Origin of the sequence: Collinsella sp. LCP21S3_A9, from assembly GCF_052118785.1 — a bacterium.
Taxonomy (GTDB): Bacteria; Actinomycetota; Coriobacteriia; order Coriobacteriales; family Coriobacteriaceae; genus Collinsella.
The window spans coordinates 21,776-46,285 of record NZ_JBQKGN010000009.1; the positions used below are offsets into that span (position 1 = coordinate 21,776).

Annotated in this window: 17 protein-coding genes; 10 read left to right on the forward strand and 7 right to left on the reverse strand. The window is 60.8% G+C overall.

Annotation, left to right across the window (positions count from 1 at the left end):
- Positions 1 to 237: 237 nt before the first annotated feature.
- The gene (locus ACTQ05_RS05315; RefSeq protein WP_441538217.1) at positions 238 to 2,538 is read right to left on the reverse strand and encodes an LTA synthase family protein; all 2,301 of its coding nucleotides are present in this window, start codon (positions 2,536 to 2,538) and stop codon (positions 238 to 240) included.
- A gap of 213 nt (positions 2,539 to 2,751) precedes the next feature.
- On the opposite strand from ACTQ05_RS05315, the gene ACTQ05_RS05320 reads away from it, so the two are divergent.
- From ACTQ05_RS05320 to ACTQ05_RS05335, 4 genes are all read left to right on the forward strand, one after another.
- On the forward strand, positions 2,752 to 3,621 hold the full coding sequence (locus ACTQ05_RS05320; RefSeq protein WP_441538219.1) for a nitroreductase family protein: 870 nt from the start codon (positions 2,752 to 2,754) through the stop codon (positions 3,619 to 3,621).
- 158 nt (positions 3,622 to 3,779) lie between these two features.
- Positions 3,780 to 5,807, forward strand: a complete 2,028-nt coding sequence (locus ACTQ05_RS05325; protein WP_427719648.1) for a KUP/HAK/KT family potassium transporter — start codon at positions 3,780 to 3,782, stop codon at positions 5,805 to 5,807.
- A gap of 188 nt (positions 5,808 to 5,995) precedes the next feature.
- Positions 5,996 to 7,621 (forward strand): sensor histidine kinase, encoded by a 1,626-nt coding sequence (locus ACTQ05_RS05330; protein ID WP_441538220.1) that lies wholly within the window; start codon positions 5,996 to 5,998, stop codon positions 7,619 to 7,621.
- Positions 7,622 to 7,625: 4 nt separating this feature from the next.
- The gene (locus ACTQ05_RS05335; protein WP_441538222.1) at positions 7,626 to 8,339 is read left to right on the forward strand and encodes a response regulator; all 714 of its coding nucleotides are present in this window, start codon (positions 7,626 to 7,628) and stop codon (positions 8,337 to 8,339) included.
- A 95-nt stretch (positions 8,340 to 8,434) separates the two neighbouring features.
- Here ACTQ05_RS05335 and rlmKL read toward each other — a convergent pair whose 3' ends face one another.
- Positions 8,435 to 11,002, reverse strand: a complete 2,568-nt coding sequence (gene rlmKL / locus ACTQ05_RS05340) for a bifunctional 23S rRNA (guanine(2069)-N(7))-methyltransferase RlmK/23S rRNA (guanine(2445)-N(2))-methyltransferase RlmL (RefSeq protein WP_441538224.1) — start codon at positions 11,000 to 11,002, stop codon at positions 8,435 to 8,437.
- Between the two features lie 75 nt (positions 11,003 to 11,077).
- On the opposite strand from rlmKL, the gene ACTQ05_RS05345 reads away from it, so the two are divergent.
- Positions 11,078 to 11,908 carry an HAD-IIB family hydrolase gene (locus ACTQ05_RS05345; protein ID WP_441538225.1) on the forward strand — a complete coding sequence of 277 codons (831 nt, stop codon included), beginning with the start codon at positions 11,078 to 11,080 and terminating at the stop codon, positions 11,906 to 11,908.
- A 41-nt stretch (positions 11,909 to 11,949) separates the two neighbouring features.
- On the opposite strand, the gene ACTQ05_RS05350 is transcribed toward ACTQ05_RS05345, so the two are convergent.
- Entirely contained in the window at positions 11,950 to 12,741 is a 792-nt protein-coding gene (locus ACTQ05_RS05350; RefSeq protein ID WP_195838607.1) for a DeoR/GlpR family DNA-binding transcription regulator, read from the reverse strand.
- 348 nt (positions 12,742 to 13,089) lie between these two features.
- Between ACTQ05_RS05350 and ACTQ05_RS05355 the strand changes: the two genes are divergently transcribed.
- The 5 genes from ACTQ05_RS05355 to ACTQ05_RS05375 all read left to right on the forward strand — a co-directional run bounded on the left by ACTQ05_RS05355 (position 13,090) and on the right by ACTQ05_RS05375 (position 17,100).
- Positions 13,090 to 13,800, forward strand: coding sequence for a transaldolase (locus tag ACTQ05_RS05355; protein WP_117564350.1), 711 nt, complete (start codon positions 13,090 to 13,092; stop codon positions 13,798 to 13,800).
- Positions 13,801 to 13,809: 9 nt separating this feature from the next.
- On the forward strand, positions 13,810 to 14,256 hold the full coding sequence (locus ACTQ05_RS05360) for a PTS sugar transporter subunit IIA (protein WP_154517874.1): 447 nt from the start codon (positions 13,810 to 13,812) through the stop codon (positions 14,254 to 14,256).
- 75 nt (positions 14,257 to 14,331) lie between these two features.
- Positions 14,332 to 14,607 (forward strand): PTS sugar transporter subunit IIB, encoded by a 276-nt coding sequence (locus tag ACTQ05_RS05365; RefSeq protein ID WP_022094539.1) that lies wholly within the window; start codon positions 14,332 to 14,334, stop codon positions 14,605 to 14,607.
- Between the two features lie 71 nt (positions 14,608 to 14,678).
- A complete protein-coding gene (locus ACTQ05_RS05370; protein WP_089573144.1) occupies positions 14,679 to 16,070 on the forward strand; it encodes a PTS ascorbate transporter subunit IIC in 1,392 nt (463 codons plus the stop codon).
- 325 nt (positions 16,071 to 16,395) lie between these two features.
- Positions 16,396 to 17,100, forward strand: coding sequence for a transaldolase (locus tag ACTQ05_RS05375; RefSeq protein ID WP_441538227.1), 705 nt, complete (start codon positions 16,396 to 16,398; stop codon positions 17,098 to 17,100).
- Between the two features lie 224 nt (positions 17,101 to 17,324).
- Here the strand turns inward: ACTQ05_RS05375 and ACTQ05_RS05380 are convergent, their stop codons facing one another.
- The 4 genes from ACTQ05_RS05380 to ACTQ05_RS05395 all read right to left on the reverse strand — a co-directional run bounded on the left by ACTQ05_RS05380 (position 17,325) and on the right by ACTQ05_RS05395 (position 24,173).
- Entirely contained in the window at positions 17,325 to 19,472 is a 2,148-nt protein-coding gene (locus ACTQ05_RS05380; RefSeq protein WP_441538229.1) for a Tex family protein, read from the reverse strand.
- A 475-nt stretch (positions 19,473 to 19,947) separates the two neighbouring features.
- Complete coding sequence (locus tag ACTQ05_RS05385) at positions 19,948 to 21,867, reverse strand: ABC transporter ATP-binding protein (protein WP_441538231.1); 1,920 nt, start codon at positions 21,865 to 21,867, stop codon at positions 19,948 to 19,950.
- Positions 21,860 to 23,674, reverse strand: a complete 1,815-nt coding sequence (locus tag ACTQ05_RS05390) for an ABC transporter ATP-binding protein (RefSeq protein ID WP_441538233.1) — start codon at positions 23,672 to 23,674, stop codon at positions 21,860 to 21,862. Before ACTQ05_RS05390 ends, ACTQ05_RS05385 begins: the two co-directional genes overlap by 8 nt.
- A complete protein-coding gene (locus tag ACTQ05_RS05395; protein ID WP_441538235.1) occupies positions 23,667 to 24,173 on the reverse strand; it encodes a MarR family winged helix-turn-helix transcriptional regulator in 507 nt (168 codons plus the stop codon). The genes ACTQ05_RS05390 and ACTQ05_RS05395 overlap by 8 nt, the downstream gene beginning before the upstream one ends.
- Positions 24,174 to 24,510 lie beyond the last annotated feature (337 nt).

Here is a 24,510-nt window from a genome sequence, read left to right on the forward strand (position 1 = left end):
GCGGGAGCAACCGTGGCAAGCGTGTGGCGAGCGCAGTTTCTCTTCAGCCCACTCAACCCGCAACGGGTGAGGGGCGACGGCAGGCGGAGGTACGGGAAAGGTCTGTCGCGAGTTCCGCACGCAAAGGGGGCCACTTAATGTGGCCCCCGTCTTGCGCAGGACTGTTTGAGCAGCAGACCTTTCCCGTACCTCCGCCTGCCGTCGATTTGGGCCCCCGACCCCGTTACTTGATCTCCGCTACTTGATCTTGGTCGTACCCGGCGCCAGGTTGGGGTCGGTCTCGTTGGCCTCGGTCTGGAGGTGCTCGGTGTACACGTTCTTACCGTCGCGGAACATCTCGTAGTACTGCATCTTGGCGTAATCCTCGCGCGCCTTGGTGGCCGCCGCGGCGACGGCGTCTTCGCCGGTGACGTTGGAGGAGAGCGCCCAGCGCAGGCTAGCGTCCTCGTAGCCCACCGAGTTGATGGCGGGCAGCGACTTGCGCAGCGTCATGTGCGCTTTCTGGTAGTCGGTCAGTGGTGCGCCGATCAGCTGCATCAGCTGGGTGGACAGGTAGTTGATGGACAGGTCGTCGACCTCGCTCGTCTGGTCGCAACCGGCAACGTCGTAGTTGGCCCAGATGATGTAGTCGGTCTGCCACAGGCGCTCCTGATGCGTAGCGTCGTCCTCGCCGGTAAACCACTTATCGTTGAACTTGGACGGGAAGAACGGCTGATGGTCGCCCCAGAACACCACGACCACCTTGCGGTCGAGATTGCGCAGGGCATTGAGGAAGTAGCGCAGCGCCTGGTCGGACTGCTCGATGCACGAGACGTACTCGTCGACATCGGAGAGTGTGCCGTCCTCGATGGTCTTGGCGTCCAGATCGGTCGTGTCGATGTTCAGGTGCATCTGCTTATCTGCCGGCAGCAGGCCCGTATCGTAGCCCGAGTGGTTCTGCATGGTCACGTCAAAGATGAACTGCGGGTCGGCGTTCTGGTTGAGCAGCTCAAGGATTTTGTCGTAGGTTGCCTGGTCGGTCACCATGCCGCGCAAGGTGTCGGCTCCCTGGAAGTCGTTGATAGACAGGAACTGGTCAAAGCCAAAGTCCTTGTAGACGTTCTCGCGGTTCCAGTTGGTTGCGTGGTTGGGGTGCATGGCCGTTGTGGAATATCCGAGCGACTTGAACTGCTCTGCCAGGTTCCCGGTCGTTTCCATGTTGTAGATGGTGTAGGGGTACACGCCCGAGCCCAGGTTGGCCATGGAGTTGCCGGTCATAAACTCAAACTCGGTATTGGCGGTGCCGCCGCCGTAGGCGCTCACGTAGAGCTTGCCGCGGCTGAGGCAGTCGGACAGGTTCTTAAAGTACTGCGGGCCCTCGTAGCCGGCGTGCATCTCCTGATAGATCGAAAGATCCGAGAAGGTCTCGTTCATAATGGCGATGACCGTGGGCTTCTCGCTATCGAACTGCTCTTGGGCGGCGGTACGGGCGTCGCTTGTGGCGGCATCGGACTTGTCATAGGCCTTGGCATACTTTTTGAGCGTTGCCTTGGCGTCGTCGGCGGAGTAGTTGGCGGGTTTGGGCGGCTTGATGGACTGTGCCGCACTAATAAAGGCAGGCAGATAGCCCTCGCGCCAGTAGCTCTCGAGCGGGCGCCAGGTGTAGACGGTGATGCCGAGGGTGTTGTAGTAGTCGATAAGCGTGACATGCGCGGTCACGCCGCCCAGGCACAGCACCGCTACGAGCAGGTTGGTGAGCAGCATGCGCTTGGCGTTGGCGGCACCCTTCTGACGGTGCGGTGCTACCAGGCCGGCGTACTCGCATAGCAGCATGGCGATGGCGGTAAAGCCCATGGACAGCACGCAGAACAGCGAGATCGAGTAGGTGTAGCCGCTGCCGGCGACCGCCGCGGCGGTGGAGATGGCCGAAAGGTCGCCCGGCTGGATGGGCATGGATTTAAACGTGATGACGAAGAACTCGGCAATGCCCAGGATAAAGAGGGCGAAGGTCAGGACGGCGGGAGCTGCGCCGCGGCGCTGGAACAGGAAGAACAGGCCGACCATGAGCGTGGTGATGATGGCCCACTCGAGCAGTATGCACAGGGGGTAGACCCAGGTAAAGTCGTGGTTGGACGAGACCTCCATGCCCAGCAGCGCAAAGACGCCGGCGAGCAGCAGGCACAGCACGGCGGCGATGAGCGGTTTGCCCACAAAGGCGCCGCGCAGACGGGCGAGCTTGCCGGTGGGGGCGGGGGCGTCGGGCGCGGCGAACGCAAGGACGCGCGGGGCGATGCGGTCGCGTGCGATGCTGGCCCAGGCGCAGCCGGTGAGGATGGCGTTGGTCAGGATGAGCATCACAAAGGCGAGCGGCTCGTTTTGGGCGACGAGGCCCATGGCGCCCCAAATGGTCAAAAAGAGCTGGAACAGGCCGAAGGCGACGCTCCAGGCAAGAGCGCCCTTGGCAACGGTGCCCGACTGCGCGCGAATGGCTTTGGCCTCGCGCAAGACAAGGAAGACGGTCGCCGCAAGACCGACGAGCGAGATGGCGGCTGCGAACATGCTGAGACTCCTCACAAACTTAAAACTACGAAAGCGGGGGTTTACCCGATTGTTACCAAGATATGCGCTGCGATTGGTGGCTGCGCACAACAACCAGCCATATTAGCGCGCATGTGTGGCGGTGTGGCGCAATGTAGTGGCGACCTGCGCGATAATGGACGGGAATTACACGGAAACGTAAAGGCTTCTTAAAGAAATGGCGAGGTTAAGGCGATGAACGAGCAGGTTTGTATGACGAGTGCGGGCGACGTGGGCGCTGGCATGGGCGGGGGCGGCTATCCGGTCGAGACCACGGGCAACGCGGTGCTGGACATTTTGGAGCACCGTTCGTCCACGCGCGCTTTTGCGCGCGATGACAACGACCGTCCCGTAGCGGTGACCGACGAGCAGCGGGCGGCGATTTTGCATGCGGCGAGCCGCGCGCCGTCGGCAGGCGCCATGATGATGTATTCCATCGTGAGTATCCGCGAGCAGACAACGCTCGATCGCCTGGCCGACCTGTGCGACCACCAGCCCATGATCGCCAAGGCGCCCTGGGCACTTATATTTGTGGTCGACTATGCCAAGTGGATCGATCTGTTTGAGCACGTGGGTTGCTTTGAGCCCGAGTTTGTCGAGCGCACGGGCAAGGCGCCCCGCCGCGCGCCGGGTTTAGGCGACTTTGCCATCGCGGCGCAGGATGCCGTGATCGCTGCCCAAAACGCCGTGGTCGCCGCCGAGGCCCTGGGGCTGGGGAGCTGCTATATCGGCGATGTCGTCGAGAACGCCGAGGAAGTTGCTGCGCTGCTGGACTTGCCGCCCTATACCATGCCGCTGTCGATGCTCATCATCGGCACGCCCCGCAAGGAGCGCCCGGCGATTGCGCATCCCGTGGTGAACCTGGTGCACGAGGAGCGCTATCGCCGCGCCGATGCCGCGACCATGGATGCGCAGGTGGCCGAGATGGACGCGATGTTCCGTCCGCATGCCCGCGAGGTGGGGGAGCGCGTCGCGGATATCTACACCCGCAAGCACACGAGCCCCTTTATGGCCGAGATGAGCCGATCCATGGAGTGGTGGTTCAAAAACTGGCTCGGAAAATGACGAATGTGACAAAGGGACAGTCCCTTTGTCGCATTCCATATCGCCGCGGTGGCCTAAAGGCCGTATAAATGTTTATCTAGCTGGGAAAACAGTGCATTAAAACATGGGACGATTATCTATAATCCCCTCGAACGTTAAAGTTGGGAGGAAACCGGCTTATGGAACAAAAGGCCAAGGAGGCAGCCTCGCACGCTGCGATTCCTGTGAGCATCTCGGCGATGCTCGTCACGCTGGGCGTGGTGTATGGCGATATCGGCACCAGCCCCATGTATGTAACCAAGGCGCTCGTTGCCGGCAACGGCGGCATCGGAAGCGTCACGGAGGAGTTCGTGCTCGGCGCACTCTCCCTTGTCGTGTGGACGGTCACGCTGCTGACGACCGTCAAGTACGTGCTCATCTCGCTGCGCGCCGACAACCATGGCGAGGGTGGCATCTTTGCTCTGTACAGCTTGGTTAAGCGCTGCGGCAAATGGCTCATCATCCCCGCCATGCTGGGCGGCGCGGCACTGCTCGCCGATGGCATCCTCACGCCTGCCGTTACCGTGACTACGGCTATCGAAGGCCTGCGCACCATTCCGGCAGTCCATGCCGTGCTGGGCGACGATCAGGCCCGCGTCGTGGCCATCACGCTTGCCATCATCATTGCGCTCTTCTTGGTGCAGCGCATCGGCACGGCCAAGATCGGCCACGCCTTTGGCCCCATCATGACGCTGTGGTTCCTGTTCCTGGGCGGCACGGGTCTGTTCTTTGTCTTCCAGCACCCCGCCGTGCTGCTGTGCCTCAACCCGGTGCGCGGCATCGCCTTTTTGTTGAGCCCCAACAACCATGCGGGCATCATGATTCTGGGCAGCTGCTTCCTCGCCACCACCGGTGCCGAGGCGCTCTACTCCGACATGGGCCACGTGGGCCGTGGCAACATCTACGCAACCTGGCCGTTCGTTAAGTGCTGCTTGCTGCTGTCCTACATGGGCCAGGGCGCGTGGCTTATCAACAACGCCGGCAACCCGGAGCTCATGGGTATCGCCGACCTCAACCCCTTCTACCAGATGCTCACCCCGGGCCTGCGTCCCTTTGCCGTCGGCCTTTCCACCGTCGCGGCCATCATTGCCTCGCAGGCGCTCATCACCGGCGCTTTCTCGTTGGTGTCCGAGGCCAGCCGCCTGGACCTCATGCCGCATATGCAGGTTTTTTATCCTGCCGAGACCAAGGGCCAGCTCTATATTCCCATGGTCAACAACGTCATGCTTGTGGGCTGCGTCATCGTGGTGCTGCTGTTCCAGAGCTCGGCGCACATGGAGGCCGCCTACGGCTTGGCGATTACCCTGACCATGATGTGCACGACGCTGCTGCTCTTCTTCTACTTGCATGTTGATCGCGGCCTTAAGGTCGTCCCGTATATCTTCGTTGTGTTCTTCCTTATGCTCGAGGGCTTCTTCTTTGTGAGTTCGCTCACCAAATTTTTCCACGGTGGCTATTTCACTATTCTTATGGCCATGCTCATCATGGGCGTTATGCTGTGCTGGTACAACGGCACGGCGGTCGAGCGGCGTCAGTTTACGCTGCTGCCGCTGCGCAGCTATCTGCCGCAGCTCAAGCGCCTGCGCGACGACGATCGCTATGAGCTTATGAGCGACAACATCGTGTACCTGACCAAGGACACCAATACCGACTACATCGACCGCGATATCGTCTACTCGATTCTGGACAAGCATCCCAAGCGCGCCCGCGCCTGGTGGTTCGTGAACGTCGAGACCATGGACGAACCGCATACCTTTGCCTATTCGGTCGAGACGTTTGGCACCGACTATGTTTTCCGCGTGCATCTGTACCTGGGCTACAAGGTTAACCAGCGCGTGAACGCCTACCTGCGCCAGGTTGTTCAGGATCTGGCCGCCACTGGCGAGCTGCCGCCGCAGATGCATGACTACTCGGTCTACAAGGATCCGGGCAACATCGGCACGTTTAAGTTCGTCATGATCCGCAAGCTCCTGGCGCCCGAGAGTGACGTGGAGCCGAGCGAGCGCACGGCCATCACGCTCAAGTACATCATCCGCCGCTTTGCCGGTACGCCGGCGCGCTGGTATGGCCTGGAGAACTCCAACGTGAGCTTTGAGTATGTGCCGCTGTTCACCAAGTTCAAGGCTGTGAACAAGATGCAGCGCCTGGCCCCCAACGAGCGCCCGTAGTCGCCGACAGGTTGCATGGAGTTGGCCTTCGATGGACAGGAGTGTGCGCACTGCTCGCGCACGTGCTGTTTGTCTAACGACCGCAGACTGCAAAGGCTATACACTTGGAACCACCACAAGGGAAACCACCACAAAGGTGCTGTCCCCTCTGTGGTGGTTTTTGTTTTTAAGAGAGGGGCGGGGTGCCGATGGACGTCCGTGCGGACGGCGATATTGCCGATAGCTTTTGGTGGCGGCGCACAACGCTGACACGTCGCAGCCCTCTGTATGACGCCTGCGTATCGGCGGGGCTGCTGGTCGCGGCGACGATTGTGGGTGCGCTGCTCGACCATCCTGGTCTCGCGCCGAGCATCATGATCGTCTATGTGTTCGCCGTGCAGCTGTGCGCATTCTTTACCTGGAGCCGCCTGTATTGCTTGCTGAGCTCGGCTGCCGCCGTAGCGCTCTACAACTTCTTGTTTGTCGACCCGCGCTGCTCGCTATCGTTTATCGACCGCGTCTATCCCGGCATGTTCTTCATCATGTTTGTGGTCTCGCTTGTGTCGAGCTCGATTGCGTTGGCCCTGCGCCGCGCCTTGGCACAGGCTGCCGCCAGCGACCGTCGCACGCATATGGTGCTCGAGACCAACCGCATGCTGCAGCGGTGTTCCGATCAGCAGCAGATTGTGCATGCCATGGCAACGCAGCTGGCGCGTCTTTCGGGCTGTCCGGTCGTGTGGTACAGCGCCGACGCCGACGATGATGACTTGCTGCCGCGTGCGACGTACACGGCCGTGGGTGACGCCTCGCCGGTGCACCAGCTGACGCCCCAGATGCCGCCGCGGCTCTCGGCGTCCGCCTATGTGGGAACGCCGCTCGATGCCACCTATGGCGGCTCGGCGTTTTATGGCGTCTACCTGACGGTTTGCGCAGGCGACGGCTTCGTGCGCTCGGGCGACCCCGCCTCGGTGGTGGGCGTGCTGGCTATCGTTGCCGAGCCCGACGTGCTGACGCACGAGGAACGGACACTTGCCGACGCCATCGTGAGCGAAGGCGAGCTGGCACTCGATCGCGCCCGCGCCATGGAGGCCCGCGAGGAGGCGGCGGTGCTCGCCAAAAACGAACAGCTGCGCGCCAATCTGCTGCGCTCCATCTCGCACGATCTGCGCACACCGCTTACCAGCATTTCGGGCAATGCTGACGTGCTACTCGACCAGGGTTCGACCGGCACGGCCGTGCTCGATAGCCAGACGCGCCGCAGCATGCTCCTTTCCATTCGTTCGGATGCGCAATGGCTCAACGCCACCGTCGAGAATTTGCTCGCCATCACAAAGCTCGAGGGCGGCGGCATGCATCTGTCGACCACGCTCGAGCTCATGGACGATATCGTCGAGGAGGCGCTGCGCCACGTGAATCCGGCCGTACGCGAGCACGATCTTAAGGTGGTGCCGTGCGACGAGCCGGCGCTCGTCAACGTCGATGCGCGCCTGATGGTGCAGCTGGTGGTGAACCTGGTGAACAACGCTATTGCCTATACGCCGTCGGGCTCGCATATCGTGATTTCGATTATGGCGAACGATGGAAAGGTGGCATGTTCCGTCGCCGATGACGGTCCCGGTATTGCGCCCGATGAGCAGGGCCGGATCTTTGAATCGTTCTACACTGTCAACCATGGCTTGGCTGATAGCCATCGCAGCGTGGGCTTGGGGCTTTCGCTCTGTCGATCCATTATGTTGGCGCATGGCGGTAGCATAGAGGTTGCCGCGGCGGACCCGCACGGCTCGGTCTTTACGATTGGGCTTCCCGCCGCCGACGTTTCGTTTGATAAGGAGTAACGCTGTGTCGAACTCTGCCATGAAACCGCTCATCTTGGTCGTTGAGGACGACCCCGCCGTCCGCAACCTTATCGTTGCCGCGCTCGAGGCGCACGGCTTGCGTCATATGGCCGTGGAGACCGCCCATGCCGCCATCGCCGCCGCCTCATCGCAGGCACCGAGCATTGTGCTGCTCGATCTGGGCCTGCCCGATATGGACGGCGTCAAGGTGGTGGAGTCGGTGCGCGCGTGGTCGGGCATGCCGATCATTGTGGTCTCGGCGCGCAGCGAGGATGCGGACAAGATTCGCGCACTCGATGCCGGTGCCGACGACTACCTGACCAAGCCGTTTTCGGTCGAGGAGCTGCTCGCGCGCATTCGCACGACGCTCAGGCGCCTTTCGTATACGCAAACGGGTGGCGTTGCCTCCGAGGGCTCGTTCGATACCGGTGAGCTGCATATCGATTTTGATGCCGGCATCGCCACGATGGATGACGAGGAGCTGCATCTGACGCCGATCGAGTACAAGCTCTTGTGCCTGCTGGCGCACAACGCCGACAAGGTGCTGACGCACCAGTTTATCCTGCACGAGATTTGGGGCACGGCAACTAAGAGCGACCTGGCGAGCCTGCGTGTCTTCATGGGCACGTTGCGTAAGAAGATCGAGTCCGATCCGGCGCATCCGCGCTATATCCAGACGCACGTGGGTATCGGCTATCGCCTGGTCACCCAGGGCTAGATCGCCAACCACCATCCCAATATGAGTTGCGGTGAAATACGGTCTAAATTTGCCTAATTCCAAGCAAAACAGTCCGTATTCCACCGCAACTTGGTTTATTTGCCCTTGGGCTTGCTGGCGTAGAACTTCTTCTTTTTGGGCTTGCCGGCGCAGGCAGGCTTGCCGTCGCCGCGCGACCCTCGGTCTCCGGCCTGCGCGTGCGCGGGCGCCGTTGCGCGGGGCTTGCGGGCCTCGGGGTTGCGCAGCTCTTCGGTTCGCTCTGCAATCTCCTCGGCGCTAAAGCCGACTTCGGCCATGGCGTCCTCGATGGGCAGGCGGCGCACGATATAGCAATGGTGCACCTTCTGGTTGCGCGCAAAGTCCTCGGGGATGGTCTGCGCCGTAATGTCCTCTAGCACGACGCCCGCGCGCGCGAGCTTGCGCGTCTCGGGGCGGAAGCCGCGCAGGTTGCAGCTAAAGATGGCGTGGCCGCCCTGTGCGAGCAGGCGCGATACGCCGGCCAAAAGCTCAACATGGTCGCGCTGGACGTCCCAGGTGCGGCGGCCCATCTTTGATGAGTTCGAAAACGTGGGCGGATCGACAAAAATCAGGTCCCAGCGGTTGCGCGTCTGGCGCTGGTCGCGAATCCAGGCAAGCACGTCGTCGCGCACAAAATGATGCTGCGGACCAACAAAGCCGTTCTGGCGCATATTGCGCTCGGCCCAGTCCAGGTAGGTGTTGGAGAGGTCGACCGTCACAGTTTCCTCGACGCCGCCGTCTGCCGCATAGCAGGTAGCGGTGCCGGTATAGGCGAACAGGTTGAGAAAGCGCCGCGCCTGCTTGGCGTGCTCGCGCACCAGGTTGCGGGTGATGCGGTGATCCAAGAAGATGCCGACGTCCAGGTAGTCGTCAAAGTTGACGGCAAAGGTAAGGCCGCCCTCCTCGATGAGCGGCAGACGACGGCGTGCGATATTGGCGCGCTCGCCCGAGCCGCCCTTGCCGGCGCCCTGCTTGCCGTACTGCGAGCCGCCGCGCGAACGCATGCGGGCTTTGGCGTGCACGTGCTCGGCGGGAACATCTAGGATGCGCGGCGCGATGGCCAGAATGTCGAGCATGCGGGCCTGGGCAAGCGCGGGATCGATGGTCTTGGGCGCGGCGTATTCGGCGATGACGAGCCAGCGGCCCGGCGTCTGCGGGCTGCCCTCGTACAGGTCGATGGCGGCGGAGTAATCGGGCAGGTCGGCATCGTAGACGCGGTAGCAGCTCACGCCCTCGCGCTTTGCCCACTTGCGACGCAGACGGGCGTTCTTGCGCAAGCGGTTGGCGAACTGCTCGGACTCGGGGATGAGCACGGGCAGCGGCTTGCCGTCGCCCAGGTCGAGTGTGGCGGCAGGTTCGGGCATGGGGGTGCTGGCGGCTTTGTCGTTGACTTCGTTGGTATCCGCAACCTCGGCCTCGGCATCTGCGCTGGTCGCAGCCTCAAACGCTGCGGCGGCGTGGTCGAGCGACGGCCAGACTTCGACGGTCGCCTCCTCGTTGTTGGGCATGACGGCGATCGAGCGCTCGGGCTCGGCGTGGAGCGAGCGGGCCAGCAATCCATCGCGGGTGAGCGCGGCGACCGGCGCCGCGGCAAGCTCGGGCGCGCGGCGCAGCTCGCCGACCAGCGTCATGGCGTCGTGCATGAGCGAAAGCGGGGTCTCGGTGGTGTCTGCGACCACGGCGGCACCGGCAACAGCGCCTGCATGGTCCAGCACGGTGGCTGGCTTGGCAGCGCAAAAGTCGACAAAACGCTTGTAGCCGGCGCACTTGACCATGCGCTCGGCAGTCTTGCGGGCAGCGGGGTCAATGTCCACGGCGACGATGCGCGCCTGGCGCTCGCGCGCCGCCGCCTCGCGCTCGCGTGCCTCGGCAAGCAGCTGCTCCCACAGGGCGGCGTCGTGCGGCTGCCAGCCCTCAAAGCCCCAGCGCTCGCGTGCAGCGCCCGGGGCGCGGTCGGTCAGAATGTTCACGGCTTCCAGCAGCAGGCCGCCGCCGGCGCACGAGGCGTCGATCAGCGTGGGCAGGGCTTCGTTCTCGTAATCATCGGCTGTGAGCTCGCGCTCGCACAGCGCGGTCCAGCCGACCTGCGCCAGCACCAGGGCGGCGTAGTCGGGGCGCAGCACGTGCGCGCCCTCGCCGGCGCGGGTCGCTGCGGGCGGCAGGCGTTTGAACAGCGGGTCGCCCGAAAGGTCCAGGCTGATGCTCGCGCGGCGCTGGCGCAGCGAAAGCAGCAGGTGAACATCGGGGTCGGCGGCGTCGACATCGGCACGACGGCCCGTGGTCTCGGCCAGACGGTCGCACAGCGCGTCCTTGGCGCGCAGGGCCGAGAAGCGCGTGTTGCGCAGCTGCTCGGTCACGCCGCGGGCGGTGATGGCGATGGTTGCGCCGGGACGGATGATGTTCTCCCAGGCGATGTCGTAAACGCTATCGTACAGCTCGTCGGCATCCTGCGCCTCAAAGCGCCCAAGAACCACGAACACGCGGCTCGCCAGGCGCGACCACAGACAGGCGCGGTAGCCTTCTTCGAGCTCGCCCTCAAACGTAGCGCGGCCCTTCAGCCGGCGGACATGCGAAAGCCCGAGGCGTTTAAGCTCATCGGCGAGTGCGGACTCAAAGCCCTCGGGGCAGCTTGCGTAAAATTCCATGGGTGACCTCTCTGGTTGCGTCGCTCCATTATATGATGGATGCTTCGTTTGCCCTCATCCCCGAAAGGAACCCATATGATTGATGCGTGCCCCGATTCCGCCGTGCTCTTTTTTGACGTGGACGGCACGCTGACGTCGTTCGATCCCGACGATATGACCGATAAGGACTTTTCGGCGGCTCGCCCCTCGCAGACGGTGGTTGAGGCGTTCCGTGCACTGCGCGATGCAGGGCACGAGGCATTTATCTGCACGGGTCGCCCCCTGTGGCTTATCGCCGATAGCCTGCGTGCGCTCGACCCCGCGGGCGTCGTGGCCATGGCAGGCGCCACGCTCGAGGTCGAGGGACGCGTGGTACACGAGGACTGCTTTGACGAGGACGTTGTCGAGGAGCTTGCACGCCGTATGGCCGCGGCAGGGATTGAGGCCTTTTTCGAGACCAACGTTGCTACTTTTGCCCTGGAACCCGCGGGTGTTGAGCAGTCGTCTCTGATCGGCACTTCTGTGGTGCACAGCACCGAGGAAATGCGCGTCGACGGCCGTCTGCGCGTGGGCAAGGTATGCCTCAATGTGCCCAGTTTGGCTCGCGTAGCCAACGATGACGGCTTTATCGAGCGCTATTTTGAGGCCTGCAACACCGGTGGCCAGAATCGCGAGCTGAGCCCCAAGGGCATCAACAAGGGCGTGGGCGTGGCGCGAGCGCTGACGTATCTGGGCCGCGAGGGAAATGCGCGCACCTTTGGCTTTGGCGATTCGGGCAACGACCTGGGCATGCTCGCTTCGGTCGAGACGGCTGTCGCCATGGGCAACGCCATGCCCGAGGTCAAGGCGGTCGCCGACTACGTGACCGACGATGTCGCACACGACGGCACCGTCACAGCGATGCGGCATTTTGGGTTGATTGAATAAATGGCCGGGTCGCCCGCAGGGGGGCGACCCGGCCATTTGAGCTATTTTGCAATATAGAGCTTGGGATGGCTGCGACTGCTCTCGATCGCCGCCGTCATGATACCCTCGTCGTCTCCATCAACGATGATGCCATCGAGGTCATCGATCTGCGCGGACTGATAAAAACTGGTCTTGTTGAACTTTCCCTGGTCAACCATCATGTAACTCTGGTTTGAGTTGGTCAGGTACATATGCTTGATCATGGCTGAGAAGTCGTGCTCGACGGTAAAACCGTGGTCGGGGTGGAATCCGTCGGCACTGACAAACGCCTTGTCGGCATGGAGTTTGCTCATGCAGTCGAGCGTTAGTGCGCCCGCGAGATAGAGGTGGCCCTTGCGCACGGAGCCGCCCAGCAGCACTACCGAAGCATTGGGGAGATTAAAGCTGGCATAGTTCGCGATTGCAAGATCGCCGGTGATAATGGTGATCTCACGCTTGTCCATGAGGGCCTTAGCGAAGTAAAAGCCTGTGGTGCCGATATCAATTACCAGAACATCGCCATCATCAACAAGAGTTGCCGCGGTTGCGGCGATGGCCTCTTTGGCCTCGACTTGGACATTGATACGCTCCTCGGGATACGAGATTGCGTTGGAGCGAGAAAGCGATACCGCTCCGCCGCGTACGCGACGCAGCTTGCCTTCGGATTCCAGCGAGACGAGGTCGTGTCGTGCGGTGACTTCCGAAACCGAAAAACGGCGAACGATGTCGGATACCGAGATATTTGGCTTTTCGGCCAGCCAGTTCATAATAAATCGCTGACGCTCGGCCGGTGAAAGGTCTGAAGTAGATGCCATATGCCGCTCCTTTTGAACGAAAGGCAAAAGATACGCCTTTCGTAATCGAAATATAACGTATCGATATGAAAAGGACAAGGCAAAATCGAATGAATCAAATGAACGGAATGGCATGTCCCAAATGCATGCGTAGCAGATAGTTTACACTTAAATAGCGTGTAGAGGGTCTTGTTCTGAAGGTGCCGCCCAAAAGAAGTACGTTCACACCCGATATTCGACCGTTCACGGAAAGATGACAATTGAGCTTTCGATAGCTTTTGAAATGGTTTATAAAAGAAAACCGAAAAGCTTTTGAAACAAAGAAGAAGGCTTTCGATAGCAATAGTGCTAGATGAGAAAGGACCGAACATGGCGATCAAGGTGTTTGCCGACGGCGCTAACCTCGAAGGCATGCTTGACATGCATGACAATGGTAACGTTCAGGGTTTCACGACCAATCCTTCCCTTATGAAGGCCGGTGGCGTGACTGACTACCGCGCTTTTGCCAAGACGGTTCTTGAGCACATCACCGATGTGTCGGTCTCTTTTGAGGTATTTGCCGACGACGAGGCGGGTATGGAAGCCGAGGCCCGCGAGATTGCAACCTGGGCAGACAACGTCTACGTTAAGATCCCGGCACTCAACACCAAGGGCGAGTCCACTGCCGCGCTGGTCAAGCGCCTTTCTGCCGACGGTATCAAGGTGAATGTCACTACCATCTTCACGCCCGAGCAGGTCGACGAGTTTGTCGATGCCGTCTCTGCCGAGACCCCCTCTATTCTGTCCATCTTTGCCGGTCGCATTGCCGATACCGGCGTCGATCCGCTGCCCCTCATGGCGGAGTCCGTAAAGAAGGCTGCCGTCAAGCCTGCTGCCGAGGTTCTTTGGGCGTCTACGCGCGAGGTCCTCAATATCTTCCAGGCGGAGTCCGTTGGCTGCCAGATCATTACGGTTCCCAATGCCCTTCTTGCCAAGCGCAAGAATTTCGGAAAAGATTTACTCGAGTACTCGCTTGATACGGTCAAGGGCTTCGCCCGCGACATTCAGGCACTTGGTTTCCATATCCTGCCCGAGGAGTAGGGGGCGAGCATGCTGACCGATCTTCTTAAGCCCGAGCTTGTTGCCTGCCACGTCGAGGCCTCCGATTGGGAGGAAGCGATCAAGGCATGCGGTAAGCTGCTCGTTGACGCCGGCAAATGCGACCAGAGCTATGTTGACGCCATGATTTCGTCGGTTCACAAATTCGGTCCCTATATGGTCTTGGAAGAGGGCATTGCCATGCCTCACGCTCAGGCCGATGGCAATGTGAGCGAGGCCGGCATCTGCATTGTCACGCTTGACCCTGCCGTTGCATTTGGACATGAGGATTTCGATCCGGTTCACGTGCTCGTGGGTATTTGCGCACCCGACCCCAAGGCTCATCTTGGCTGCTTGGCGGAGCTTTCGCAGATGTTCGAGGACGAGGACTGCGTTGCCAAGCTCAGCGCATGCGATACGCCCGAGCAGGTTTTGGAGACCATGCGTTCATTTTTTTAGGCCTTAATGGCACGGCGATGCGTCGCCGCTTTTGGATAGACGGAAAACCGTCACGTGTAGGAGAGGAAGGTTGCCATGCATATCATCACCGTATGCGGAAACGGCATCGGGTCTAGCCTGATGCTCGCTGGCAAAGTCGAGGAGCTTTGCGAGGAGGAGGGCATCAAGGCCGACGTTGAGTCTATGGACCTGAACGGTGCTTCTTCCGCAAATCCGGATCTGTTCATCACCGTTAAGGAGCTCGCCCCCGAGCTCCACGGCAACGTTGTGATCGTTCGCAGCTATGTGAACAAGAAGAAGATCCGCGAAGACGCCCTTGAGGCAATTAAGGCGGCCGCTGCTAACGCCTAAAGCGGCATAAAAAAGGGCGGTTCCCTGTGGAAGAGGGAACCGCGCCCACGTTAGAGAGAAAGGAAGCGCAGATGCAAGCCATCCTTCCCATACTTGAGTTTATCCAATCGATTCTGACCAAGCCAGCGTGGATCATGGGTCTGTTTGCCTTTGTGGGCCTTGTTGCGCTCAAGCGCCCTGCCCACAAGGTGATGACGGGAACCCTGAAGCCCATTCTTGGTTACATCATGCTGTCTGCTGGCGCCGCTGTTGTTCAGGAGAACCTTGCTCCGCTGGGGACCTTCATCGAGACCGGTTTCCACATCACCGGCGTCGTGCCTAACAACGAGGTCGTCGTTTCGATGGCTCAGAGCGTCCTTGGCGTTCAGACCATGATGATCCTGATTCTCGGCTACGTCGTAAACATTATCATTGCCCGCTTTACCAAGTTTAAGTACATCTTCCTGACGGGCCATCACAGCATGTTTATGGCTTGCCTGCTGTCTGCCGTTCTGCAGGCATCTGGCTTCCAGGATGTCCAGCTTGTCATCGTGGGCGGCATGTTCCTGGGCCTCGTGAGTGCTATGCTTCCCGCCGTTGGTCAGCGTTTCACCGAGAAGGTTACCGATGGCGATGAAATCGCCATGGGCCACTTCGGTTCACTCGCCTATTACATCTCCGCTGCAGTCGGTACGCTTTTTGCTAAGGACGCCGAGGAGAACAGCACCGAGAAGATCGAGGTTCCCGAGAAGTTTGCCTTCCTGCGCGACACCACCATCTCCACGGCTCTTACCATGGCTTTCTTCTACCTGGTTACCGCTTTTGCCGCTTACATCGCAGATCCTGCGGTCGTTACCAAGACCGCTGGCGGCGACAATGTGATCGTCTATGCCCTGACTTGTGCCCTGTCCTTCGCCGTCGGTGTCACTATCGTCTACAACGGCGTTCGCATGATTCTCGCCGACCTGGTCCCGGCTTTCCAGGGCATCTCCAACAAGCTGATCCCCGGTGCCATCCCCGCCGTCGACTGCGCTGTCTTCTTCCCCTATGCTCCCACCGCCGTCATCCTCGGCTTTGTCGCTTCCTTTATCGGTGGCGTTGTCGGTATGTTCATCGTGGGCGCTACCCTGGGCATCTTCATCATCCCGGGCATGGTTCCCCACTTCTTCTGCGGTGCTACCGCCGGTATCTACGGCAATGCTACCGGCGGTCGCAAGGGCGCAGCTCTTGGCGCTTTCGTCAACGGCCTGCTCATCACCTTTGCCCCGGCCCTGCTCCTGCCCGTTCTTGACGTCTTTGGCTTCAAGAACACTACGTTCGGCGACTTCGACTTCTCCGTCATTGGTATTACGCTCGGCCGCGCTGCCGAGGCCTTCGGTACCACCGGTGTCTACGCGATTCTCGCTGTCCTTTTGGTCGTCGCCTTCGTCCCCAACTTCATCCACACCAAGGGTGCTGTGATCAACCACGTTGAGGAAGAGTAATCCAGGCATACGTTAAGCCCTAATCGGGCGGAGCTCCGATAACCGGCTCCTACACGGAAGCGGTGACGTCTCAAATGAGGCGTCGCCGCTTTTTGTTTTGGAGCGGTTGTGAAAACGCGCCGGTGAAGCGCTGTTTCAGCGCCGCGAACGGAAGCAACCGCGATGATTAGCAAAAACGTTTTGCCGCTGGGGCGTCGATATAAAAATGATAAAACCGCAAAATCGTTCGCCGAGAAGATAAAAAAACCGCAGTTCACGCCTTGATAAACGTAGGTAAAGTGTTTAGCAGTTTATCGGCCGTATGCAAACGAAAGGAATCAGGCAGATGGCAATCAAGGTGTTCGCTGACGGTGCAAACCTCGAGGGCATGCTCGACATGTACGAGAACGGCAACGTTCAGGGTTTCACGACCAACCCGTCCCTTATGAAGAAGGGTGGCGTGACGGATTACCGCGCGTTTGCCAAGGAGGTTCTGGCCCACATCACCGATGTGTCCGTCTCGTTTGAGGTCTTTGCCGACGACGTCGAGACCATGGAGGTCGAGGCGCGCGAGATTGCTACCTGGGCAGATAACGTCTACGTCAAGATTCCGTGCGTGACCACCAAGGGCGAGTCCACCTCCGAGCTGGTCCGCAAGCTTTCGGCCGATGGCATCAAGGTCAACGTCACCACTATCTTTACGCCTACGCAGGTCGATGAGATGGTCGAGGTCGTTGACGCCGAGACGCCGTCCATCATCTCGCTTTTTGCCGGCCGCATCGCCGATACCGGCGTCGATCCCATTCCGTTTATGACGGAGTCAGTCAAGAAGGCCGCCGCCAAGCCCAACTGCGAGGTCCTGTGGGCGTCCACGCGCGAGCTCATCAACATTTACCAGGCCGAGGCCTGCGGTTGCCAGATCATCACGGTGCCCAACAGCATCCTGGCCAAGCGCAAGAACATCGGCCGTGACCCGTACGAGGTCTCGCTCGATACCGTGCGCGGTTTTGCCAAGGATATCGCCGCTTTGGGTTTCCATATTCTGCCCTAAGCAAGGGTACCCCCTGCAGCGACGTGCAAAATCGCGAGTTTTCAGCATGGTAAAGACTTTTACCAGCTGGTTGAAGCGCGGAACGGCCCCCGTTTTGGCCCTAAAACGCCAAAACGGGGGCCGTTTTTGCTTTTATGGCCCTCTGAAGCGCCGCGGGGCTATCGGGAGATGCTGAATACTCGCAATTTTGCACGCCGCGAAGAGGGGGACGTCCGCTTTGGCGGCTATTTGCCCTGCACCATGGTGAGGGAGATTTTCTTGCGGTCGCGATCGACCTTTTCGACCCACACCTTGACCGTGTCGCCGACGCGCACCACGTCGCTGGGGTGCTTGACAAAGCGGTTGGCCAGCTTGGAGATATGCACGAGGCCGTCCTGGTGCACACCCACGTCGACGAAGGCGCCAAAGTCCACAACGTTGCGCACCGTGCCCTTGAGCTCCATGCCGGGTTCCAGGTCGTCGATGGAAAGTGCTGAGCGGCTAAAGACCACCTCGGGCGCGTCGTCGCGCGGGTCCCGGCCGGGCTTCTTGAGCTCGTTTACGATGTCGATGAGCGTGAGGATGCCGCAGCCCAGGTCGCTTGCCAGCGCCGAGATGCTGCCGGTGCGCCGCTCGATGTCGGGCACGCCGCCGCGGCTGAGCTCGCTTGCCGCCACACCCGCACGCTCCAGGACGGCCGTGGCCACCTCGTAGCTTTCGGGGTGGACGCTCGTCGCATCGAGCGGGTTCTTACCGCCGCTGATGCGCAGGAAGCCCGCGGCGTTGAGATATGCCTTGGGTCCCAGCTTGGGGACCTTCTTGAGCTGGCGGCGATCGGTAAAGGCGCCGTTCTCCTCGCGGTAGGCCACGATGTTTTTGGCTACGCTCGGCGTGATGCCCGATACGTATCCCAGCAGGCTCGCACTTGCGGTGTTTACGTCGACGCCCACGCGGTTGACGACGTCCTCCACCACATGTCCCAGGGTGCGCGAAAGCTCGGCCTGGTCAAGGTCGTGCTGGTACTGGCCAACGCCGATGGATTGGGGCGGAATCTTGACGAGCTCTGCCAGCGGGTCCTGCAGGCGGCGGCCCAGGCTCATGGCGCCACGCACGGTGACGTCCAGGTCGGGATACTCCTGGCTGGCGAGCTCGGAGGCGGAGTACACCGATGCGCCGGCTTCGTTGACGATGGTGTATCGCAGTCCAGGCGCCTGCTCGGCGATGAACTCCGAGACGACTTCCTCGGTCTCGCGGCTGGCGGTGCCGTTGCCGATGACGATGGTGTTGACGCCGTCCTTCTTGACGAGGCGGGCGAGCTCGCGCTTGGTGCCGGCGACGTCGTGGCGCGGCTTGGTGGGGTAGACCACGCCGTGGTCGAGTAGCTTGCCGGTCTCGTCCATGACGGCGACCTTGCAGCCGGTACGGTAGCCCGGATCGAGTGCGAGCACACGGGCGCCGCGTACGGGGCGTGCCGAGAGCAGGCCCTCGAGATTCTTGGCAAAGACGTTGATGGCCTCGGTCTGCGCGCGGGCGGTGAGCTTGGCGCGAGCCTCGCGCTCCAGCGAGGGGGCCATGAGGCGCTTGTAACCGTCGGCGATGGCGGCATCAAAGACGGGCGCAAACACGCCCTGGCGTCGGGGCCAACGGCTGCCGAGGCGTGCCGTGGCGGCAGTGCCGTCGACGTTCACGCGCACGCGGAGCTTGCCCTCGCGCTCACCGCGGTCGATAGCCAGCACGCGGTGGTTGGGTATACGGCGCAGCGGCTCGTCATAGCTGTAGTACGGCTCGTAGGGAGTCTTCTCGGTGGGGTCGGTGGCCTCGACGACGATGTCGGCGGTGTTCTGCGTAAAGGCGCGCAGGTCGGCGACGTTCTCGGGGTCCTCGGCCACCGTCTCGGCCACGATGTCTGCCGCGCCGGCAAGCGCCTTTTCGGGCGTGTCGAAGCCGGCCTCCTCGTTGACGTATGCCGCGGCGGCGTCGAGTGCGCTGCCCTTGGCCGAGGCCTGCATGATGATCATGTTGGCGAGCGGCTCAAGGCCTGCCTCGCGGGCCTTCTGCGCGCGAGTCATGCGCTTTTTGCGGTAGGGCTTGTAGAGGTCCTCGACACGCTGGAGCTGCGTGGCCTCGCGAATCTGCTGCTCGAGTTCGGGCGTGAGTTTGCCCTGGGTGTCGATGAGCAGGATGACGTCCTCTTTACGCTGCTCAAGATTGCGCAGGTAGGACAGGCGCTCGTCGAGTGCGCGCAGGGCGACGTCGTCCATGCCGCCCGTGGCTTCCTTGCGGTAGCGCGAAATAAAGGGGATGGTGTTGCCCTCGTCGATGAGCTTGACGGCTGCCTCGATGTTGGCGGCCTTAAGGTTGAGCTCGCGGGCGAGCTGGGCGATAAGATCCATGGGACTCCTTGCGTTTAAGGTGCGTTTGCAGCACAGGGCTACCAAGGATACCACCCGACGTTCTGCCAAAGCAGTCTTTTTGGGACGGGGCTTTTTTAGCTACGGCGTTCCGTTAGCTTGACCAGTCTTTTTGGGACGGGGCTAAATTAGCTGTTTTTGGATTAGGGCTCAGTTGCGATTTGTTGATTCATCGATATTGGGATGGAGAACCAGCTAATTTAGCCCCGTCCCAAAAAGACTGTTCCTCCACCACCTCCCAAATCATCCTTACAAAACGAGGCCCTGGCCAAACGGCCAGGGCCTCACCACTTCTTTTCAGGCTGCGAGAAAAGACCGTGTGCGCAGGCGCTCCCCGAGGGAGACGGGGGTGTTTGCTCCGCGCGCAGTTTCGCAGCGAAGCGAGAATGTTTGAGCACGGAGTAAACACCCCGTCTCCCTCGGGGAGCTCCGTTGGGAGCGTAGGGGATGTTTTGAGCTACTCCAGCTCAAACGCTCCGGTATAGAGCTGGTAGTAATATCCGCGCTTGGCGATCAGCTCGTCGTGGTTGCCACGCTCGATGATGCGGCCGTGATCCAGGCAGATGATTGCGTCGGCGTTGCGCACGGTGGACAGGCGGTGCGCGATGACAAACGTCGTGCGGCCCTCCATGAGCTTATCCATGCCCGCTTGCACGATGGCCTCGGTGCGGGTATCGATGCTCGACGTGGCCTCGTCCAGAATCATTGCCGGCGGATCGGCGACGGCAGCGCGTGCGATCGAAATCAGCTGTCGCTGGCCCTGCGACAGCTGCGCGCCGTTGCCGGTGAGCATGGTGTCGTAACCGTCGGGCAGGCGGGTGATAAAGTCGTCGGCGCCCGCGAGCTTGGCCGCCGCGATGCACTCCTCGTCGGTGGCGTCCAGGTTGCCGTAGCGGATGTTGTCCATCACAGTGCCGGTGAACAGGTTCACGTCCTGCAGCACCACGCCCAGTGAGCGGCGCAGATCTGCCTTGCGGATCTTGTTGACGTTGATGCCGTCGTAGCGGATCTTGCCGTCGGCGATGTCATAGAAGCGGTTGATGAGGTTGGTGATGGTCGTCTTGCCCGCGCCGGTGGCACCGACAAACGCGACCTTCTGGCCCGGCTTGGCAAACACGGACACGCCGTGCAGCACCTCGTGGTCGGGCGTGTAGCCAAAGTCGACGTTGTCCATGACCAGGTCGCCGCGCAGCGGTACGTACTCGATCTCGCCGGTTGCACGGTGCGGGTGTTTCCATGCCCACATGCCGGTGTGGTGGTCGGCCTCCTCGAGCTGCCAGGTATCGGGGTTCACCTGCGCGTTGACGAGCGTCACGTAGCCTTCGTCGGTCTCGGGCTTCTCGTCGATGAGCTCAAAGATGCGGTCGGCGCCGGCGAGACCCATGACCACGGCGTTGATCTGCTGCGAGATCTGACCGATCTGTCCGCAGAACTGCTTGGTCATGTTGAGGAACGGCACCACGACGGCGATGGACAGCGTCATGCCCGAGATGCTCAGGTTGGGCACGCCCAGCGCCAGGAAAATGCCGCCCGCCAGCGCGACCAGCACGTAGAGCAGGTTGCCCAGGTTCATAAGGATGGGCATGAGGATGTTGGCGTACATGTTGGCCTTTTGCGAGACCTCGAAGAGCTTTTCGTTGCGCTCGTCAAAATCGGCCTCGGCGGCAGACTCGTGGCAGAATGCCTTGACGACCTTCTGGCCGTTCATAACTTCCTCGATATGGCCCTCGACCACGCCGAGCTCGGTCTGCTGCGCAATAAAGAAGCGCGCGGAGTTGGAGCCGAGCAGCTTGGTCATAAAGGTCATAAAGGCGACGCCGGCAATAATCACCAGACACATCCACACGCTGTAGTACAGCATGATAAAGAACACCGTGACGATGACGATGATCGTCATGAGCAGGTTGGGCAGCGACTGGCTGATCATCTGGCGCAGCGTGTCGATGTCGTTGGTGTAGTGGCTCATGATGTCGCCGCGCTGGTGCGTGTCGAAGTATCGGATCGGTAGGTCCTGCATGCGGTTGAACATCTTCTCGCGCAGCTTTTCCAACGAGCCCTGCGTGATGATGGCCATGGTGCGGTTCCAGAACAGCGAGGACAGGATGCCGACGCCGTAGATGCAGGCGAGGGTGGTCACGAGCTGCGCGATCTTGGGCTGTGCGGCTTCCCAATCGCCCGACTGCCACGATTCGCTAATAATCTGCAGGGCGCTCTGAAGGAAGGTCGCGCCGATGGAGTTGATGACGGCGCAGAGCACCACGCCGGCGACGACGAGGGGCAAAAGCACGGGGTAGAAGCCAAAGAGCGTCTTGATGAGGCGCGACATGGTGCCGCTCTTGCGGTTGAGCGCGTGCTCGGCGGTGGTTGCCTTACTCATGTGCCTCGCCTCCTTCCTGGTTCTGGGCTTGCGTTGCGGATGCCTCGGTGTCGGCCTCGACGGCCCCTTCGCCCTCGGCAGACATCTTGTTTTGCGAGGTAAAGGTCTCGCGGTAGATCTCGCTCGTCTTGAGCAGCTCGTCATGGTTGCCGATCTGAGCGATACGGCCGCCCTCCATGACGATGATGCGGTCTGCGTCCTGCACGGAGCTGATGCGCTGGGCGATGATGAGCTTGGTCGTGTTGGGCAGATAGCTTGCCAGCCCTGCGCGGATCTTGGCATCGGTCTTGGTGTCGACGGCGCTGGTGGAGTCGTCCAGGATCAAGATCTTGGGGCGACGCAGCAGGGCGCGCGCAATGCACAGGCGCTGCTTCTGGCCGCCGGAAACATTGGAGCCGCCCTGCTCGATCCAGGTGTCGTAGCCCTTGGGGAAGCCGTCGACAAACTCATCGGCGCAGGCCAGATGTGCCGCCTCGCGGACTTCCTCGTCGGTGGCGTTCGGGTCGCCCCAGCGCAGATTCTCGGCGATGGTGCCGCTAAACAGCACGTTTTTCTGCAGCACCATGGCGACCTGGTGGCGCAGGGCGTCCAAGTCGTAGTCGCGCACATCCACGCCGCCCACGCGCACGGTGCCTTCGGTGGCGTCGTACAGGCGGGCAATGAGGTTTACAAGCGTGGACTTGGCCGAGCCGGTACCGCCGATGATGCCGATGGTCTCGCCGCTCGTAATGTGCAGGTCGATATCGTCGAGCGCCTGGCGCTTCGCATGCGCAGAATACTTAAAGCTCACGTGGTCAAAGTCGATGGAGCCGTCGGCCACCTCGAGCACGGGCTCGGCGGGATCGGCGATCGTGGACTCGGCGGCCAGCACCTCGGTAATGCGGTGCGCCGATTCGTCGGCCATAGTTACCATGACAAAGATCATCGACAGCTGCATCAGGCTCATAAGGATCTGGAAGCCATAGGTAAAGATCGAGGAGAGCTGGCCCACGTCGAACAGCGTGCCCTGGCTCGTGATGATGAGCTTGGAGCCCAGGTAGATGATGACGACGAACGCGCCGTTGACGCAGATGTTCATCATGGGGTTGTTAAAGGCCAGCAGCTTCTCGGCGCGGGTGAAGTCCATCTGGACGTCGCGTGCGGCGGTCGCGAACTTCTCCTTCTCAAAGTCTTCGCGCACATAGCTCTTGACCACGCGCATGCCGGTGACGTTTTCCTCGACGGACTCGTTAAGGGCGTCATACTTGTGGAACACACGCGAGAAGATGGGGCGCACCTTAAAGATGATAAAGAACAGCCCAAAGCCCAGCAGCGGAATGATAACCAGGTAGACCATGGCAACGCTGCCGCCCATGATAAACGCCATGGTAAAGGCGAAGATCAATACCAGCGGCGCGCGCACGGCGATACGGATGATCATCATAAAGGCCTGCTGCACGTTGTTGATATCGGTGGTCAGGCGCGTGACGAGCGAGGAGGTCGAGAACTCATCGATGTTGGCAAAGCTGAACGTCTGGATCTTGTAGAACAGGTCGTGACGCAGGTTCTTGGCGAACCCGCAGCTCGCATGGCTGCAGGTGACGCCGGCAGCGGCGCCAAAGGCAAGCGACGTCAGCGCGATGAGCACCAAAAAGCCCGCGGTGGGAAGCATCTCGGCTACGGTGGCGCCGTCTTTGATGGCGTCGATCAGGTTGGCGGTGATAAATGGAATCAGCATCTCGCAGAGCACCTCGCCAAGCACGAGCAACGGCGTGGCAACGGTGACTTTCATATAGTCGCGGATGCTGCCCATGAGGGTTTTAATCATCCAGTTCCTCCCAGGTTTTGCGGACTTTATCGAGCATTTCGGCGAGCTGCTCGCGCTCGTCGTGGGTGAGCGCGCTAAAGGCCCGTTCTCTAAAGCGGATGCGGGCCGCCTGGTCGATGCGGGCGTTTTCCCGGCCGGTTTCGGTCAGGCGAATGGTGAGTTGCCGTCGATCCTTGGGGTTACGGCTGCGCTCAATGAGGCCGTTGAGCTCGAGCTTGGACAGGATCTCGGAAAGCGACCCCGGCTTGAGGCCGAAGTGCATGCCGAGTTCCTGCTGCGACATCTCGCCGCCGGGCTGCTTGGCCAGTAGGCAGATGATGGGCGCCTTGCCGGACACGCCTCCGCCATGAAAATGCATGTAATGGCCGCAAAAGCCCAGGTTATTGAGGATGCGCTTGGCAAGCTTGTCTTCCGAGCTAACCGCTTCGGATACATCCGCCGGCTGTGACGGGTCGCCGCCGGGCTCGTGCGAACAAAGGCTAAGAGGTTCATCGCACATAAATTAGTGCTGCTCCTTTCTTTAGTTAGGTAGTGGAATTGTTTTGTGCCTAACCAATTTAGGAGCGTGAGAAATCAATGTCAAGGTACCAAACTAGTGGTTACGCGGTTTTACCAAACCGCGTAACGGCTCGACGCTGCAAACCCGCCAGAGCGGCAATCTGCCTTTCAACTTCGGCGGCATGACCAGAAGGTCAATGCCGCCTCGTTTCAAGGCACCTTGCTCACTCTGGCGGGTTTTCGCTGACTTCGCCAAAACATCGGCGTTGCCCTTGTTGGGATAGTCGTTGGGGACGTTCTTGTTTGACTAGTCGTTTAAGAACGTCCCCAACGACTAA